The sequence below is a fragment of the Peristeroidobacter agariperforans genome (assembly GCF_004138335.1).
Taxonomy (GTDB): domain Bacteria; phylum Pseudomonadota; class Gammaproteobacteria; order Steroidobacterales; family Steroidobacteraceae; genus Steroidobacter; species Steroidobacter agariperforans.
Genome location: NZ_RYFW01000001.1, coordinates 694,993 through 709,316 on the forward strand (window position 1 = coordinate 694,993; position 14,324 = coordinate 709,316).

Here is a 14,324-nt window from a genome sequence, read left to right on the forward strand (position 1 = left end):
TGCTGATCCAACGTTATATGATTGTATGATAATCATGCAACATGGTTGGCAAGCGGTTACCTTAATGCATCGGGCGCGATTGATTTTTCAGGACGGCGCGGAGCTGACGGTCGAGGTCGAGCCGGGTCAGACCGTGCTGGAAGGCGCACTGGCCGTGGATGTACCGGTCCGTTATGACTGTTGCACCGGCAGCTGCGGAAGTTGCGTAGTCCAGTGCGTGGACGGGCAAACCGTCGTTGATTTGACAGGCAAAGTGCCGGTCAACGCGGATGAGTTGGTGGCTGGACTGCGGCCTGGCTGCCTGACTCGCCTGAACTCGGACGCATCGTTCGAGCTGCCTTATCCGCTCAAGCCGGCGCCTTCGGCTCCCGCGAAGCATTCCGCGGAGATTATGGGGGTACAGCGAGCCGCGCCCTCGGTCGCACTTCTGACGCTCAAGCTCGATCGCGCCGAGGACTTCACATTTCAGAGCGGCCAGTACGTGCGCTTGGCCGCGCCCGGCATCAGCGGCGCGCGCGCTTACTCCATCGCCAGTACCCCGGCCGAGCTGCCCTTGATCGAGCTCATGATCCGCCTCGTGCCGGACGGTAAGATGTCGCGGTGGCTGCAGGAAACCGCGAAGGTCGGCGACCGGGTCAAGCTCCAGGCTCCTCTTGGCTCCTTCGGCCTCGACGATCGGGCGCGTCGCCATGTCTTCATTGCCGGCGGCACCGGCCTCGCCCCAGTCTTGTCGATGATTCGCTCTCTCCGCGGCCGCGGCCAGCGAGCACTACTGTGCTTTGGGTGCACTCGGCGACAGGAACTCTTCTACGAAGCCGAACTCGCAGCGCTGGTCGGGACGATGCCGGAGCTGGAAGTTCGCATTGCCGTGATGGAAGGCGCTGACGCGGACATTCGTCGCGGGACGGCGGTGTCGCTACTTCAGCAAGATGACTTTGACGCGGAGACCGTGAGCTACCTGTGCGGTCCGCCGGGAATGGTCGACGCGGCGAGGAAGGCGATTGCGGAGCATGGAGTCGGCGTGGCGGCGATTAGGGCAGAGAGGTTTCAGCCGGGCGGATAAACGGGTAGCCCACCTCGGACGGCTGGCCTTAATGAGAATTCACCCAGCATCAGCTCGCTGATGAGCTCGGCATCTGGCGCCGACTCATCACCTATTACGAGTCCGAGAGCGATCACCGCCGGCGAACCTGCTTGCTGACCTCGCGCGCTGAACGTCAGCACCGATCAGCTGCTCAGCGATGCACCACCGACCAAGCGCCCGGCCAAGGCAGCGCTCAGCCCGCGGCTGGAGCGGCGGCTCAAGCAGATCGAACAGCTCAACCCCAAGTCCAAGCAGCAACTGCTCAACATTATCGATCCGTTCATCGAGAACGAAGCTCTGAAGCAGCGCAGCTCGCGCTGAGGTCAAAGAAGCGACCGATTGGATTACAGCGAACCTCGATGAGAAGGCATTGCGGTCGTAGTCTTTGGTTTGTCGACTAGAGTCACTGCAAACAGCTTTCAACCACACTGAAGCCCAAGATCGGCCGCTTGCTTGCGCGCTTCCTGCCCATTAACACGATGCGCTGTTATAAACATGTTCTGAACCGTAGCGCCCCCTCGCTCTCGATTCGCCTTCCACGCGCCTTCTGTCTCGTGCTCGTGTCTGCCGATCATGACCACAAGGGTTTCGTCCGTGTATAGCATGTAGGTCCGCTCAGTTGCGTACCTCATTGGCTCTTGCCTCGTATCATCGAAGCCATTCCAGGCGGGAGTGGCTTGCTCACAGAGAAGCCATCCGTCGCGTTGCGCGGCTTTTAGTTGATCGAGGCCGATACCAAATTCGGTAGGCGCACGCGTCACTTCAAACGATAACTGTATCCAGGGCAGGCCCGGTGCTTCAACGACATTTCGCGCGTCATGGGGACGAATCGACGGGCAGCCTCGCGCAGCCCGGCCTCAGCCGCAGCGTCGTTTGTATCTGCGCAGCCAGCCCCCAACGCGACTACTACGGCTAAGCCAATCAATCGTTTCATCTGGCTACTCATTGAAATTGGCATCCTTGTAGCAGACACCGAAGTTACAACTCTCCTCCGGGCCTGGCTTCTGACATCCCATGCAGGTGTAGGACCCACCCATCGCATTACTCGGTGTGCCGCCAGCCCCTCTGGGAGTAGGCCGTATTCCGCCACTACCGGTGTTCGCTGGCCTTCTCGTGTCGTGGTTTACTACCGTTCTTCCTGTCGTTGTGGGCAGCGAATAAGAGCTGTTCGGATCGGACATCCAAGCTCCTCGACAGGGTATGCATTCCCAGTAACAGCGGCAGACGGGATGAACAAGCTGCCCCAAGAACGCGTCGGGACCTCGAGAAACCGGTCTCCAGCGATCCGCCACTTCCCTTTACACGACAGCAAACCATATGCATCGAAGCTGCTCACCGGATTGGCTTCGACGTAGCCGTACGTGTTGATGCCGCCGCCCAATCCAATGGGATCGCTCTGGATGTATCGCCCCGTGCCCGGGTCATAGTCCCTGAAGTAGTTGTAGTGCAGCGCCGTTTCATCATCAAAGTACTGCCCTGGAAAGCGCAGGGAGTATTTAAAGGCGACGCTATCGCCATCGGGATCTTCATGGCCAGCGTAGACCCGAATGGATCGCTATCCCACCGCCAGACGATCGCATTGTCGCTTGGCCGACTAATCTTCCTCGCCGTAGTTAGATGATCGGCATGAACGTAAAACACACTCACGCCGCTACCGTTAGACTTAAGTACCGCGACTGGCACATCGTCGAGCCATACGGTTTCCTGAATGAGACCGCCGGAATTGTCGTATTCACCAATCAGTCGCCCCGCCTCGTCGTAAACGAAGTGAGTGTGCTGGCCGGTGACACTCTTGCGAACGCGTTGGCCCAGGCCATTGAGCAAATAACTGGCCGTAAGGCCGTTGTAGGTCGCCTGAATCATTCGACCTGCATCGTTATAGGCAAACGTCCGTGTTCCATCGGAGGTAATGTTGCCTGCTGCATCGTATGAATAGGTACGCACCTGCAAGCCGTCGCTACCGGCGAGTCGGTTACTTGCCGTATCGATGTCGAACTCAGTGAGCCCGCCCGCCTCCGCCGGCCAAGCATCATCTTCATTCGCCCAGGAACTGATCGTGCCGTCGGGGAAAGACTCGTAGCTCGACAGTCCCGCGCTGTCGATGGCCGAAACGCGCCCATCCAGATCGTACTCGCGCACGGCAAACGTTCCGTTCGCCCAGGTCCAGCCCCGCGTCGGGCCGAACGGTGCGTACAGCACATTGCTCAGCAGGGAACCCCCATTGACGGTGATCGCGCTGATGCGTCCGTTGCTGTAGCCATACCCGATGACTTGGCCGAATGGGGTCGTGACCTGGTTCAGTTGCCCCGCCGCGTTGCACGGAGATCTGGCGGTTCAGCGCGTCGTGGCCGACGGTGGCGCTGCGAAACTGTTGATCGACACTGCCGGACGCGGCAGCAACGACGTTAGGCGCCGTGTGCGATGGAGCCATCATCAGATGCGAGGCGCTCGTTGAGACTCCGTAAGACGTCGTAATCTGAATCGGACCGGACCCACTTGCAGTCGGCGCATTGAAAAAGAGTTGGCTATTGCTCACCGATGTGACAGTGACAGGAGCGCCGCCGACGGAAACTGTGGTGCTGCCTGGTACGAGGTTGAGGTCGGTGCCTACGAGGGTCACCGCAGCGCCAGGAGCAACCGCGATCGGCATGAAATTCACGATCGTGGGTTTGCGCACAACTAGATCGTGCCGCTCGTTGCTGCGTCACTGCCCTCAGTCACGGTGATTGATCCAGTAGCCGCCCTCGCAGGCACAGCGACTACCAGGCTGGTGCTCGTCGCAGCGCTAACAACCGCTGGTATGGCCCCGAACTTCACCTCGGGGAAAACCCGATGGAGAGTTGACCTGGTGATCTTTGTATGACAATACTACAACTACTGTTACTGCTAGGTTTACAAAGTGAGCGCCGAAGCCGCGATGATTTCTGTTGATCGACGCCTGTTGTGTGAGGCGGGCGAGGTTGCGCCCGGCGGCATGTTGCGTGTGCAGTTGGAGGGCATGGATCCGCTCCTGGTCTGCAACGTCGGCGGCAAGCTCTATGCAGTCGATGACGAGTGCACTCACGCCATTGCATCGTTGTCCGAAGGGCGGCTGCAAGGGAACATCGTCTTCTGCCCGCTGCACGGTGGCAGCTTCGATGTTTGCTCGGGCAAGGCGAAGAGCTTGCCGTGCAAGCAGGCGCTGCGCACCTGGCCGATCGAAGTGACCGACGGCAAAGTTTATTTGTTGCTGAAGAACTGAGTTGCAGCGCTCGCCGCTTTCGTGGCGGCGGGCGTACTTTTTTCTTCTTATCTTCCGACCGCGTACGCCTGCATCAGGCGTGGCGTGGCGGCCGCTCGCAATATTCCATCCGTTCCGCGTGACGCCGCTGTGAGCCGGCCAGCAGACCACTCCGGCGCGACCTTCACTTTGTGACCGCGGCTCTTCAGCTCAGCGATTATTTTCTCCCCGCAGCTCTCTTCGAGCACCGCGGTTCCTAACAGCGCCTCGCGTGGATAGAACGACGCAGGGAAGTGCACGCTATGGAACAGCGGCGCATCGATGGCCTGTTGCAGATCGAGCCCGTGATGGATGCATCGCAGTAACAAAATCAGCTGCCATTGATCCTGCTGATCGCCGCCTGGCGTGCCGCAGATCAATGACAACCCGTCGTCGCGTGTCGCTAGTGTCGGCGTAAGCGTCGTGCGCGGACGTTTGCCAGGCTCGAGACTGCCCGGCAACCCAGGCTCCAACCAAAACATCTGCGCGCGCGTGTTCAGCGCGAATCCCAGCTCGGACATCGTCGGCGACGATTGCGGCCAGCCGCCCGACGGCGTCGCCGAGACCATGTTCCCGAAACGATCGATCACATCGAAATGCACGGTGTCGCCGGGCTTCAGCGTCGGCTTCAGGTGCATCATGGTCGGCTCGCCGACGCCCAGCCCGCCGCTTTCGTTCTTGGCGATTCGGACCATGCTCAGGCACTTGGCAACCTGCGCTTCGAAGCCAGGCAGCACGCCGGGCCGCAACTCGTGTGAAGCGTTTTGACCGATCAGCTTGCGACGTTCGGCCGCGTAGCTCTCGCTCAGCAACGCATCGAGAGGAATCTTGTTGAAATTGGGATCGCCGTAGTACGCCTCGCGATCGGCGAATGCGAGCTTGAGCGCTTCGAGGACGAGATGTGCGAACTCCGGTTCAGTGGCCGGCAGCTTCGACAAGTCGTAGCCCGCGAGCAGCGATAACGTTTGCAACAACACCGGCCCTTGCCCCCAAGGACCGGTCTTGTGGAAGGTCCAATCGCGATAACGGAACGTTTGTGGCGCCTCGTAGGTGGCTTGCCACTTCGCCATATCGTCGCCGGTGAGTAGTCCCTTGTGGCGCTCACCGCTCGCATCCATCAGCTCCTGCGTGCGGCAGAAACGATCGATGGCTTCAGCAACAAACCCACTCGACCACGCCGCACGCGCGCGCTCGATCTGCTGTTCGCGAGTACCCTCGCCGGCCTCATTCAGAATTCTTCGCCACGTCGCTGCGAGCGTGGGATTGCGGAATAGCTGATGCGGCGCTGGCACTTCATCGTTCGGCAACCAGATCGGCGCGGACGTTGGCCATTCCTTTCGGAACGCCTCAGCAACGTCGGCAATCGCGCGCGACACGCCAGGGAGCAGCGGATGCCCCGCTTCGGCGTAATGAATCGCCGGCTCCAACACCTCCGCGAGCCGCATGCTGCCGTGATCTCGAAGCAGCGTCATCCACGCATCGAACGAACCGGGCACGACGGCGGCAATCAGTCCCGACCCCGGCACCATGTCGAGATTCATCGACCGCATGTGCTCGATCGTTGCGGCCGCGGGCGCTACGCCCTGACCGCACAGCACTGTGGGCTCATCGTCGCGCGCCGACTTGAAGATGATCGGCACTTCTCCGGCCGGGCCGCACAGATGAGGTTCGACGATTTGCAGTACGAAGCCGATGGCGACGGCTGCATCGAACGCATTGCCGCCGCGCTCGAGCATGGCCATGCCCACGCCCGACGCGATCCAGTGCGTGGAGGTGACGACGCCGAAGGTGCCGCGAATTTCCGGACGCGTCGTAAACATCGTTTAACGGGTCAGGTGCGCGTTCTTGTTCTCGAACAATTTCTGATCGGCAAAGCCCGCCGTCTCCGGTCGGCCCCGACCGAGCATGACCTGCAGATACACCGGCTCGTTGGTTTCATTCACATAGCCATGAATGACGCCGGGCGGGCAGGAAATCATTTCCCACTGCTGCAGCTCCTTGCTCAAGCGCCGGCCATCTTCCTCTTCGATGAACACGACACAGCGCCCCTGAAGCACGAAGAAGATCTCTTCCACTTCATGCGTGTGCGGCGCGTTGCCCTGGCCTGGCGGCACCAACATGATGGAGAGCGTGAAGTTGCCCGCGGGCACGATATTGCTGTCGTCGTGCTTGCCCGATGCGCCCGCGCCAACGAAGCGGTGCTGTGCGCGGCGATAGCCGTCGATGTTTGCATCCGAGAACGCATTCCAGTCCGGCACGCGATCGGCGAAGCGCGCGACGTAGCGATCCATGATCTGCTCGAGCGAGGCGCCGACCAACTCGGGCGGACGCGAATGACGGGCAACGGACATGGCGGACCTCTATAGAGTGGCGTTCGCATCGCGCAGGCTGTCGATCAGACAGGCGCGACGAATGAAAGCATCGTGCAATTCCGGATCGGCCGACTGGCGCCGAATGCCATCCAGCTTGCGCGCCCGCTCGACAGGATCTTTCTCACCGAGCGTCTGCTTGTTCTGAATGCTCTGCGCCTGCACGTAATCGACCTGCGCCTTGCGCCGCTGGCGAGTGTAACGATCCAGCAACGGCTGCGCGTCGGCGCCTTTCAGCATGATGGCTTTCAACTTGTCGGCGAGGTTGATGGCGTCGTGAATGCCGCCGTTCATGCCCATGCCGCCGACCGGATTGTTCACATGCGCCGAATCGCCCGCGAGTAGCACGCGCCCACGATTGAACGTTGCAGCCACGCGCTGGTGCACCTTGTATAGCGCGATCGTTGCAATCTCATAGCGGCCCGGCTTGGGACAAAACTTCTGCAGACGCGCTTCGACGGCGTCGGGCGATAGCAGCTCGTCATCTGTTTGCTCCGGTAGCGTCGGGCTCACCGCGCGCCACATCCCTTCGCCGCCGGCGCCGCGCGCTTTGAACAGATTCAACCACTCGTCGGGATCGGAGAAGTAATTGCGATTGCTGAGCTCGGGCCGCAGGCCGAAGAAATCGAAGCGGGTGTCGATCTTCAGGAAACGTTCCGGCCAGGTGAAGCCGTCGAACTCGATCTCGGCCAGCTTGCGAATGGTGCTGCGGCCGCCGTCGCAACCGACGAGATAGCGCCCGGAGAGAATCTCGCTGCTGCCATCGGGCAATGTCACTGTGACATCGACTTTATCCGCGTCCTGCGCGATCGCGACGACGCGCGTCGACATGCGAATTTCGGCGCCTGGGTCGTCCGCGAGACGCTTCAGCACGGTCCCGACGATTTTGTATTGTTCCCACTGGAGCACGTACGGATGGTCGGGGCGATCGCGCATCGCTTGGATGTCGAAGCGACCGACGAGCTCGCCGGTGACCCGGTCGAGATAGTTGAAGACGGGCGAGACGAGACCTTGCTCGAGGCCGTCTTCGAGCAGACCGAGCTCGTCGAGCATCGCGACGGTGGGTGGGTGGCAGGAAGCCGCCCGGCAATCGATCTCGGGCGCGGGTAGCGCTTCGATCAGAAGGACGGGGATGTCACGTCGCCTCAGCGCGTACGCCAGGACGGCGCCAATGGGCCCCGCTCCGGCAATGATGACCCGATCTCTACCCATGTATCGCACTTCCACTGGCCATGGCAGACAGTGTAGCCGTGCATACTTTGTATGACAAACATAGAATCGGACAAAGAGTCTACCCGTCACGTAACGGGCTACCGCCTCTGACCCCGGATCAGGAACTCACCGCCCACCCGCGATTATCGGGGCTGTCGCCCCTGCTACCCGAGGCGTTCGCCGAAAGAGGATTTCCGATCCGAGTTGGCGCGGAAAGCTCAACCGCCGTATCGGCAGCGTCAGGGCGGGGTGTCTCCTCCCGGCAGCTTCGAAAAGCAGGGACCTTCGTAGCAGGGCTACAGGGACGTACAAGCAGGGCGCCCGCGACAGCGGGAGCGAAGCGTGCGCAGGCGGGTGCGCGGTGCCGGGAGGAGACACCCCGCCCTGGCGCTGCGAGCCACCGACGCCTCTTCAGCGACGTCGGAACAAGCGACTCTTCAGCCCGACCGCCGACTCGAAACCGCCGCCCTTTCCGGCACAGCAGCCGCGGCCAGCTCTTCCTCTTGCTGGAGCTTCGTCACGATCGCCTTCCGCGCATTCGACAAATGCGCACTCATCGCCTTCGCCGCAGCTTCCGCATTCCGCTCGACGATGGCTTCGATCAACGTATCCCACTCGTGCATGCCGTCTTCGAGACGATGCGGCTCGGCCATCGAGCGCATGCGCAAATAGTTGACCCGCGTCAGCAATTGGCGCGCCATGTCAGCAATCACCTTGCTGCCCGAGCCATTGAGGATGGTCTCGTAGAATTCGCCGGCCATGATCGCCAGCTCGCGCACGTCGCCCTTGTTGAGCACCTTGCGCAGGTCCTTGTGAATGCGCACCAGCTTTTTGATCGCATTCTCATCCGCGAGCGCGACGAACCGCTGGACCGCCAGCGACTCCAGCATCTCACGCATCAGATAGATATCTTCGGCATCCTTCGACGAAACGATCGCAACAGTGATGTTCCGACGTTTGCCGACTTCGATCAGATTCTCGGCCTGCAACTGACGCAAAGCTTCTCGCACCGACGTGCGGCTGACGCCGAGCGCCTCGCACAGCTCGCGCTCCACCAATCGCATGCCAGGCGGATACAGGCCGCGGCTGATAGCGTTGCGCAGCTTGTCCAACGCATGCTCTCGCACCAGCGTGGGATTTTCGACAATTCTCAGATCCTGGTATTCCAAGGTCCTTCCTCGTACTTACTTGCCGCTGATTTTACGCGACTGGTGCGGCGTCAGAGTAAACGGTCGCGGCCAGAAGAGGCGGCAAAAATCATAGGATTGCTGGCGTCAGGGGCGAGCACAAGCCGGCGATCGGCAAGGCGCCGCCGAGGCGGGCACATTGCACGATACTGTACGCGGTCAGCGCCGAAGTTTTCGGATTATCAGCCGCTGCACGCGCGAAAATATCGAACCGGAAGTGGCCGAACGCGCCGCGCGCCTCGATGCGGCCGAGCGGGTCGGTCACGTTGCGCGACGACACCAGCTTCACTCGGGTGGCGTCCATTCCCAAGCCCACCAGAGCGATGGCCACGCCGACGTTGACGTTCTTCGGGTACGCCAACGCTGCTGCGCGCGCCGAGCCCGAGAAGAATTCGCGCTCCGCTTCCGAATGGTTTAGGTCGAGCACCTGCTCGGCCGCCGTTCCTCGCCACGCATGCGGGGGCTTGAAGGATGTGTAGGTCACTTCATCCAGGCCCGCGAGCCGCGCAGCCAAGAGTCCATCGAGACCTGCAATCGCGCCCGCTGGCAGCAGCGCGCGCCCGCCGCCTTCTTCCGCTGTGAGCAATTCGCTTCTGACCTGATCATCGGCCAGCGCGCCGACCGACGAAATGATCACGTCGATTCCGGCTCGCAGTAGCGGCGCCGCGAATTCCTTGACTGCCGAATGCCCCGCGCACTCCATGACGACTTGCGGGCGCGCGGCGATCAGCGCATCTACATCGTGGACGGCGTGCGGAGCCTCGCGGCCCGGCCGGACCAGGACCGCCTTCAAGGTCTCGGTCTCGCCCAGCTTCTCGAGGCCGGTCATCACCTCGCGCCCCATGGCGCCGAAGCCGATCATGCCGAGCAGCAGATTACGTCGCATCGCTAGCCTCAGGACCGCCGCGGATCTGGCGGTATTTGATAATATTGTATGATCATACTACCTTAATGGCACCCCTTCACCCGGACTAGGGCATGGAACCGACACAGCGCGTCCCGGTAGCCATCATCGGCTCCGGCAACATCGGCACGGACCTGATGATCAAGATCCTCCGCACCAGCCGCACCTTGCGGATGGCGGTGATGGTCGGCGTCGATCCGCAGTCAGAGGGCCTGGCCCGGGCCAAGCGGCTCGGCGTCGCGACGACCTCCCAGGGCATCGACGGCTTGCTCGCCATGCCGGAGTTCAAAGAGGTCCGGCTGGTATTCGACGCCACCTCCGCCGGTGCTCACAAACATCACGATTCGGTGTTGCGTGCTCATGGCAAGACGTTGATCGATCTGACGCCAGCTGCAATCGGCCCGTTTGTGATTCCGCCAGTCAACGGCGATCAGCACCTCGGCGCGCCGAACTTGAACATGGTGACTTGCGGCGGCCAGGCGACCATTCCGATCGTCGCCGCAGTCGGCAAAGTCGCGCCGGTGTTGTATGCGGAGATCGTTGCGTCGATCGCCAGCAAGTCCGCCGGCCCGGGCACGCGAGCAAACATTGATGAGTTCACCGAGACCACGGCGCGAGCCATCGAACAGGTAGGCGGGGCGCAGCACGGTAAGGCCATCATCGTGCTGAACCCCGCCGAGCCTCCGCTGGTGATGCGCGATACGGTGTTCTGCCTGACCGCGCTCGCCGATGAAGGCGCGATCGAGGCCTCCGTGCAGAAGATGGTCTCCGAAGTGCAAAGTTATGTTCCCGGCTATCGTTTGAAACAGCGCGTGCAGTTCGAGCGCATTGGCCCGGGCGTCAAGCTGCCCTTCAAAGGCGTCGATGAATCATTCGTCGGACTCAAGGTCAGCGTATTCCTCGAAGTCGAAGGCGCCGCACATTACCTGCCGGCATACGCGGGAAATCTCGATATCATGACGTCCGCCGCGCTACGCACCGCCGAGCGTGTGGCGCTCAATCTCAGCGCAGAGATCGCCGCATGAGCCCGACCAGCAAGCTCTACATCCAAGATGTGACTTTGCGCGATGGCATGCACGCCATCCGCCATCAATACGGCATCGAGCACGTCAAGGCGATTGCGCGAGCGCTCGACGAAGCTCGCGTCGATGCGATCGAAGTCGCGCACGGCGACGGCCTCGCCGGTTCGTCATTCAACTATGGCTTCGGCAAGCACACCGATTGGGAATGGATCGAAGCCGTCGCCAGCGTCATCAAGCACGCGAAGCTCACGACGCTGCTGCTGCCCGGCATCGGCACCGTTCATGATTTGCGTCATGCATTCGATCTGGGCGTGCGCTCGGTTCGCATCGCCACTCATTGCACCGAAGCGGATGTTTCTCAGCAGCACATCGAATACGCGCGCAAGCTCGGCATGGATGTTTCGGGCTTTCTGATGATGAGCCACATGAGTCCGCCGGAGCAGTTGGCCGCGCAGGCGAAGTTGATGGAAACGTACGGCGCCCATTGCGTGTATGTGACCGACTCGGGTGGCGCGATGACGATGGACGACACCGCCGCTCGCTTTCAGGCCTACGACCGCGTGCTGAAACCTGAGACCGAGCGCGGCATTCACGCACATCACAACCTGAGCCTCGGCGTTGCGAATTCCATTCTGGCTGTGAAGAACGGCGCGATTCGCGTCGACGCCAGCCTCGCGGGCATGGGCGCAGGCGCCGGCAATGCGCCGCTGGAAGTTTTCATCGCGGCCGCCGATGTGTACGGATGGCAGCACGGCTGCGATCTGTTCAAGCTGATGGACGCCGCAGAGGATCTGGTTCGTCCGCTGCAGGACCGGCCGGTGCGCGTCGATCGCGAAACGCTCACGCTCGGCTATGCCGGCGTTTATTCCTCCTTCCTGCGCCACGCCGAAAAGGCCGCCGCGGTGTACGGACTCGACACTCGCACCATCCTGGTCGAGCTCGGCCGGCGTCGCATGGTCGGCGGCCAGGAAGACATGATCACCGACGTCGCGCTCGATCTCGTGCGAGCTCGCGACGGCGAGAAACTTGCGTCGTAAATAAATCTGTCCCCATTTTAGATTTGAGACGTTTATGGCCGCCAATCCGAAGCCAGCAGTTCCGCCCAGCCAGAGCTATCAGACCATTACCGCCGAGCGGCTGACGCCGACCATCGGCGCCGTCATCTCGGGCATCGACCTGAGCAAGCCGCTGAGCGAGCAGCAGGTCGCCGACCTGAATGCCGCCATCGCCGACCACCAGGTGATTTTCTTCCGCAACCAGGCGCTCGATCCGCCGTCGTTGAAGCGCGTCGGCCAGTATTTCGGTGAGCTGCAGATCCACGCGCTGCAGGGCCTGCCGGATCATCCGGAAGTACGCAAGCTGCAGGCGGATGCGAATTCGAAGCACGTTGCCGGTGAGGAATGGCACACCGACATGTCATGCGCGGCGATTCCGCCGATGGGCAGCATTCTCTATTTGCACACGCTGCCGACGATGGGCGGCGACACGGTGTTCGCGAGCATGTATGCCGCGTACGAGGCGCTATCGGATCGCATGAAGGCGTATCTCGAGGGCCTCACCGCGACACATGACGGCAAGCTCGCATTCGGTCGCTTCAACCCCGACGGCAAATTTCCGGTCGCGGTGCACCCGGTCATTCGCACGCATCCCGTGACGGGCCGCAAAGTGCTGTTCGTGAACAAAGGCTTCACGGCCCGCATCAACGAAGTGCCCGACGCGGAGAGCGCGGCGATTCTGCAGTTCCTGTTCCATCACTGCGAGAACGCATACTTCCAGGTGCGCTTCCGTTGGGAGCCGCATTCGGTCGCGTTCTGGGACAACCGCTGCACGCAGCACCTGGCGATCTGGGATTACTTCCCGCAACTACGCTCGGGCTTCCGTGTGCAGATCGCGGACAAGGGCGGACCGAAAGAATCCGCCTGACGCTGGAGAGAGGTTAATGAGGCTAGCCCGAGGTCTGCGGATCTCGGGCTTTTTTTATTTATCGGATGACCGAGGCGAGCTCAGGTAACCGAGATCGGCCCGCCGCGAGCGCGCTCGCCATACGGACGTAGCATCAGCACCAGCACGATCGCCAGCACACACAGCGGCACGCCCATCGCGAGAATGGCTTTGTACGAGCCCGTGTGGTCGAACACGGCGCCAAAGGCCACCGGGCTCAAACTCATCGCAACCATCACTGCCGAGAACATCGCCCCGAAGATCTGCGCGAAGTTCTTCAGGCCGAAGTAGCGACTGGTGAGATACGCGAGCATGTCGACCTCCGCGCCCAGGCTCAGGCCGAGCATGATGGCGGCGACAATGAACGCACCGATCGGCAGCGGCGCGGACAACAGGCCCAGGCCGATTGCTGACAATGTGAAGAACACGAAGGCGATACGGCGAGCGTCATAGCGATCGACCAGGAAACCGATCAGCAGGCGCCCGCCGAATGCGGACCAACCAAACGCCGAAGCCAGCCCGGCGGCCAGACTCTCCGGCACCCCGCGATCCTGGAGCATCGGCACCATGTGCGGAATCAGCCCGTACAGCACGAACGCCAGGCCCGAGAAGATCGTGATCAAACTCCAGAAGTCACGACGACGCATCGCTTCGGACAACGTGTCGCCGGTCGCAGCAGGCTGCTGATCCGCCGGCGCATCGGAGGCTGCGCCGTCAGGGTGCAGGCCCAGCGATTGCGGCTTCTCATGGAGAAGAAACACAACCATTGGCAGCGTGAACAGCAACATGATCAAGCCGAGACCGAAATAGCCGCCGCGCCACCCCCAATGCGATACGAACTCCTGCGTCACCAGCGGAACGTAGCCGAACCCCAGACCGGTGCCGCTGCCCGCGATGCCGATGGCGAGTCCGCGCCGACGATCGAACCACGATGTCAGCACACGCATGTACGGCACGCTGTTGGTGCCGACCGCGATCGTGCCCATCGCCACATACAGCGCGATGAATTGCCAGTAGCTGCTGATCATCGAGGCGGCGAGGAAACAAAGGCCGAATACGATGATCGAGGGCACCAGGATTCGCTTCACGCCAAAGCGGTCGACGAGCCGCCCCATGAACGGCAGTGACACCGCCGTGCACAACATCATCACCGACACGGCAGCGCTGATCGCCGTGCGACTCCATCCAAATTCTGCCCCGATCGGGCCGCCCAACAGAAACAGGGAGGACAATCCGAATGCGGCCGGCCCGGTGGAAATGCCGAGCAGGCACACCACGACGGTGACCCAGCCACGCACAAACACTTTCTGCTCAGTCATGAACGGTGCGGGAGAACAAACAGGTCA

At 61.6% G+C, this 14,324-nt stretch carries 14 protein-coding genes; 5 read left to right on the forward strand and 9 right to left on the reverse strand.

All coding sequences use genetic code 11. The annotated features are described in order from the left end of the window. Positions 1-64 precede the first annotated feature (64 nt). The gene (locus EK373_RS02940; protein WP_198683035.1) at positions 65-1,063 is read left to right on the forward strand and encodes a 2Fe-2S iron-sulfur cluster binding domain-containing protein; all 999 of its coding nucleotides are present in this window, start codon (positions 65-67) and stop codon (positions 1,061-1,063) included. A gap of 1,147 nt (positions 1,064-2,210) precedes the next feature. Here EK373_RS02940 and EK373_RS34165 read toward each other — a convergent pair. The 3 genes from EK373_RS34165 to EK373_RS34170 are packed head-to-tail and all read right to left on the reverse strand — an operon-like array spanning position 2,211 to position 3,761. Then, positions 2,211-2,534, reverse strand: a complete 324-nt coding sequence (locus EK373_RS34165; protein WP_407676184.1) for an RHS repeat-associated core domain-containing protein — start codon at positions 2,532-2,534, stop codon at positions 2,211-2,213. Continuing rightward, a complete protein-coding gene (locus tag EK373_RS33615; protein ID WP_232831002.1) occupies positions 2,417-3,223 on the reverse strand; it encodes a hypothetical protein in 807 nt (268 codons plus the stop codon). The genes EK373_RS34165 and EK373_RS33615 overlap by 118 nt, the downstream gene beginning before the upstream one ends. After that, a complete protein-coding gene (locus EK373_RS34170) occupies positions 3,120-3,761 on the reverse strand; it encodes an IPT/TIG domain-containing protein (RefSeq protein ID WP_129641248.1) in 642 nt (213 codons plus the stop codon). Before EK373_RS34170 ends, EK373_RS33615 begins: the two co-directional genes overlap by 104 nt. A gap of 222 nt (positions 3,762-3,983) precedes the next feature. Between EK373_RS34170 and EK373_RS02955 the strand changes: the two genes are divergently transcribed. Continuing rightward, positions 3,984-4,325, forward strand: coding sequence for a non-heme iron oxygenase ferredoxin subunit (locus EK373_RS02955; RefSeq protein ID WP_198683036.1), 342 nt, complete (start codon positions 3,984-3,986; stop codon positions 4,323-4,325). A 47-nt stretch (positions 4,326-4,372) separates the two neighbouring features. Here EK373_RS02955 and EK373_RS02960 read toward each other — a convergent pair whose 3' ends face one another. From EK373_RS02960 to EK373_RS02980, 5 genes are all read right to left on the reverse strand, one after another. Then, complete coding sequence (locus tag EK373_RS02960; protein WP_129641249.1) at positions 4,373-6,163, reverse strand: gamma-glutamyltransferase family protein; 1,791 nt, start codon at positions 6,161-6,163, stop codon at positions 4,373-4,375. A gap of 3 nt (positions 6,164-6,166) precedes the next feature. Further along, the gene (locus EK373_RS02965) at positions 6,167-6,694 is read right to left on the reverse strand and encodes a cupin domain-containing protein (RefSeq protein WP_129641250.1); all 528 of its coding nucleotides are present in this window, start codon (positions 6,692-6,694) and stop codon (positions 6,167-6,169) included. Between the two features lie 9 nt (positions 6,695-6,703). Beyond that, positions 6,704-7,924 (reverse strand): FAD-dependent oxidoreductase, encoded by a 1,221-nt coding sequence (locus EK373_RS02970; protein WP_129641251.1) that lies wholly within the window; start codon positions 7,922-7,924, stop codon positions 6,704-6,706. Positions 7,925-8,361: 437 nt separating this feature from the next. Then, entirely contained in the window at positions 8,362-9,093 is a 732-nt protein-coding gene (locus tag EK373_RS02975) for a GntR family transcriptional regulator (RefSeq protein ID WP_129641252.1), read from the reverse strand. Positions 9,094-9,181: 88 nt separating this feature from the next. Continuing rightward, entirely contained in the window at positions 9,182-9,997 is an 816-nt protein-coding gene (locus EK373_RS02980) for an aspartate dehydrogenase (RefSeq protein ID WP_198683037.1), read from the reverse strand. A gap of 92 nt (positions 9,998-10,089) precedes the next feature. On the opposite strand from EK373_RS02980, the gene EK373_RS02985 reads away from it, so the two are divergent. From EK373_RS02985 to EK373_RS02995, 3 genes are read left to right on the forward strand one after another with little or no spacing between them, the layout of a single operon-like run. Further along, complete coding sequence (locus tag EK373_RS02985; protein WP_129641253.1) at positions 10,090-11,040, forward strand: acetaldehyde dehydrogenase (acetylating); 951 nt, start codon at positions 10,090-10,092, stop codon at positions 11,038-11,040. Next, on the forward strand, positions 11,037-12,074 hold the full coding sequence (dmpG, locus tag EK373_RS02990; protein ID WP_129641254.1) for a 4-hydroxy-2-oxovalerate aldolase: 1,038 nt from the start codon (positions 11,037-11,039) through the stop codon (positions 12,072-12,074). The genes EK373_RS02985 and dmpG overlap by 4 nt, the downstream gene beginning before the upstream one ends. Before the next feature lie 34 nt (positions 12,075-12,108). Beyond that, a complete protein-coding gene (locus EK373_RS02995) occupies positions 12,109-12,960 on the forward strand; it encodes a TauD/TfdA dioxygenase family protein (RefSeq protein WP_129641255.1) in 852 nt (283 codons plus the stop codon). Between the two features lie 80 nt (positions 12,961-13,040). Here the strand turns inward: EK373_RS02995 and EK373_RS03000 are convergent, their stop codons facing one another. After that, the gene (locus EK373_RS03000; protein WP_129641256.1) at positions 13,041-14,297 is read right to left on the reverse strand and encodes an MFS transporter; all 1,257 of its coding nucleotides are present in this window, start codon (positions 14,295-14,297) and stop codon (positions 13,041-13,043) included. Positions 14,298-14,324: the final 27 nt, after the last annotated feature.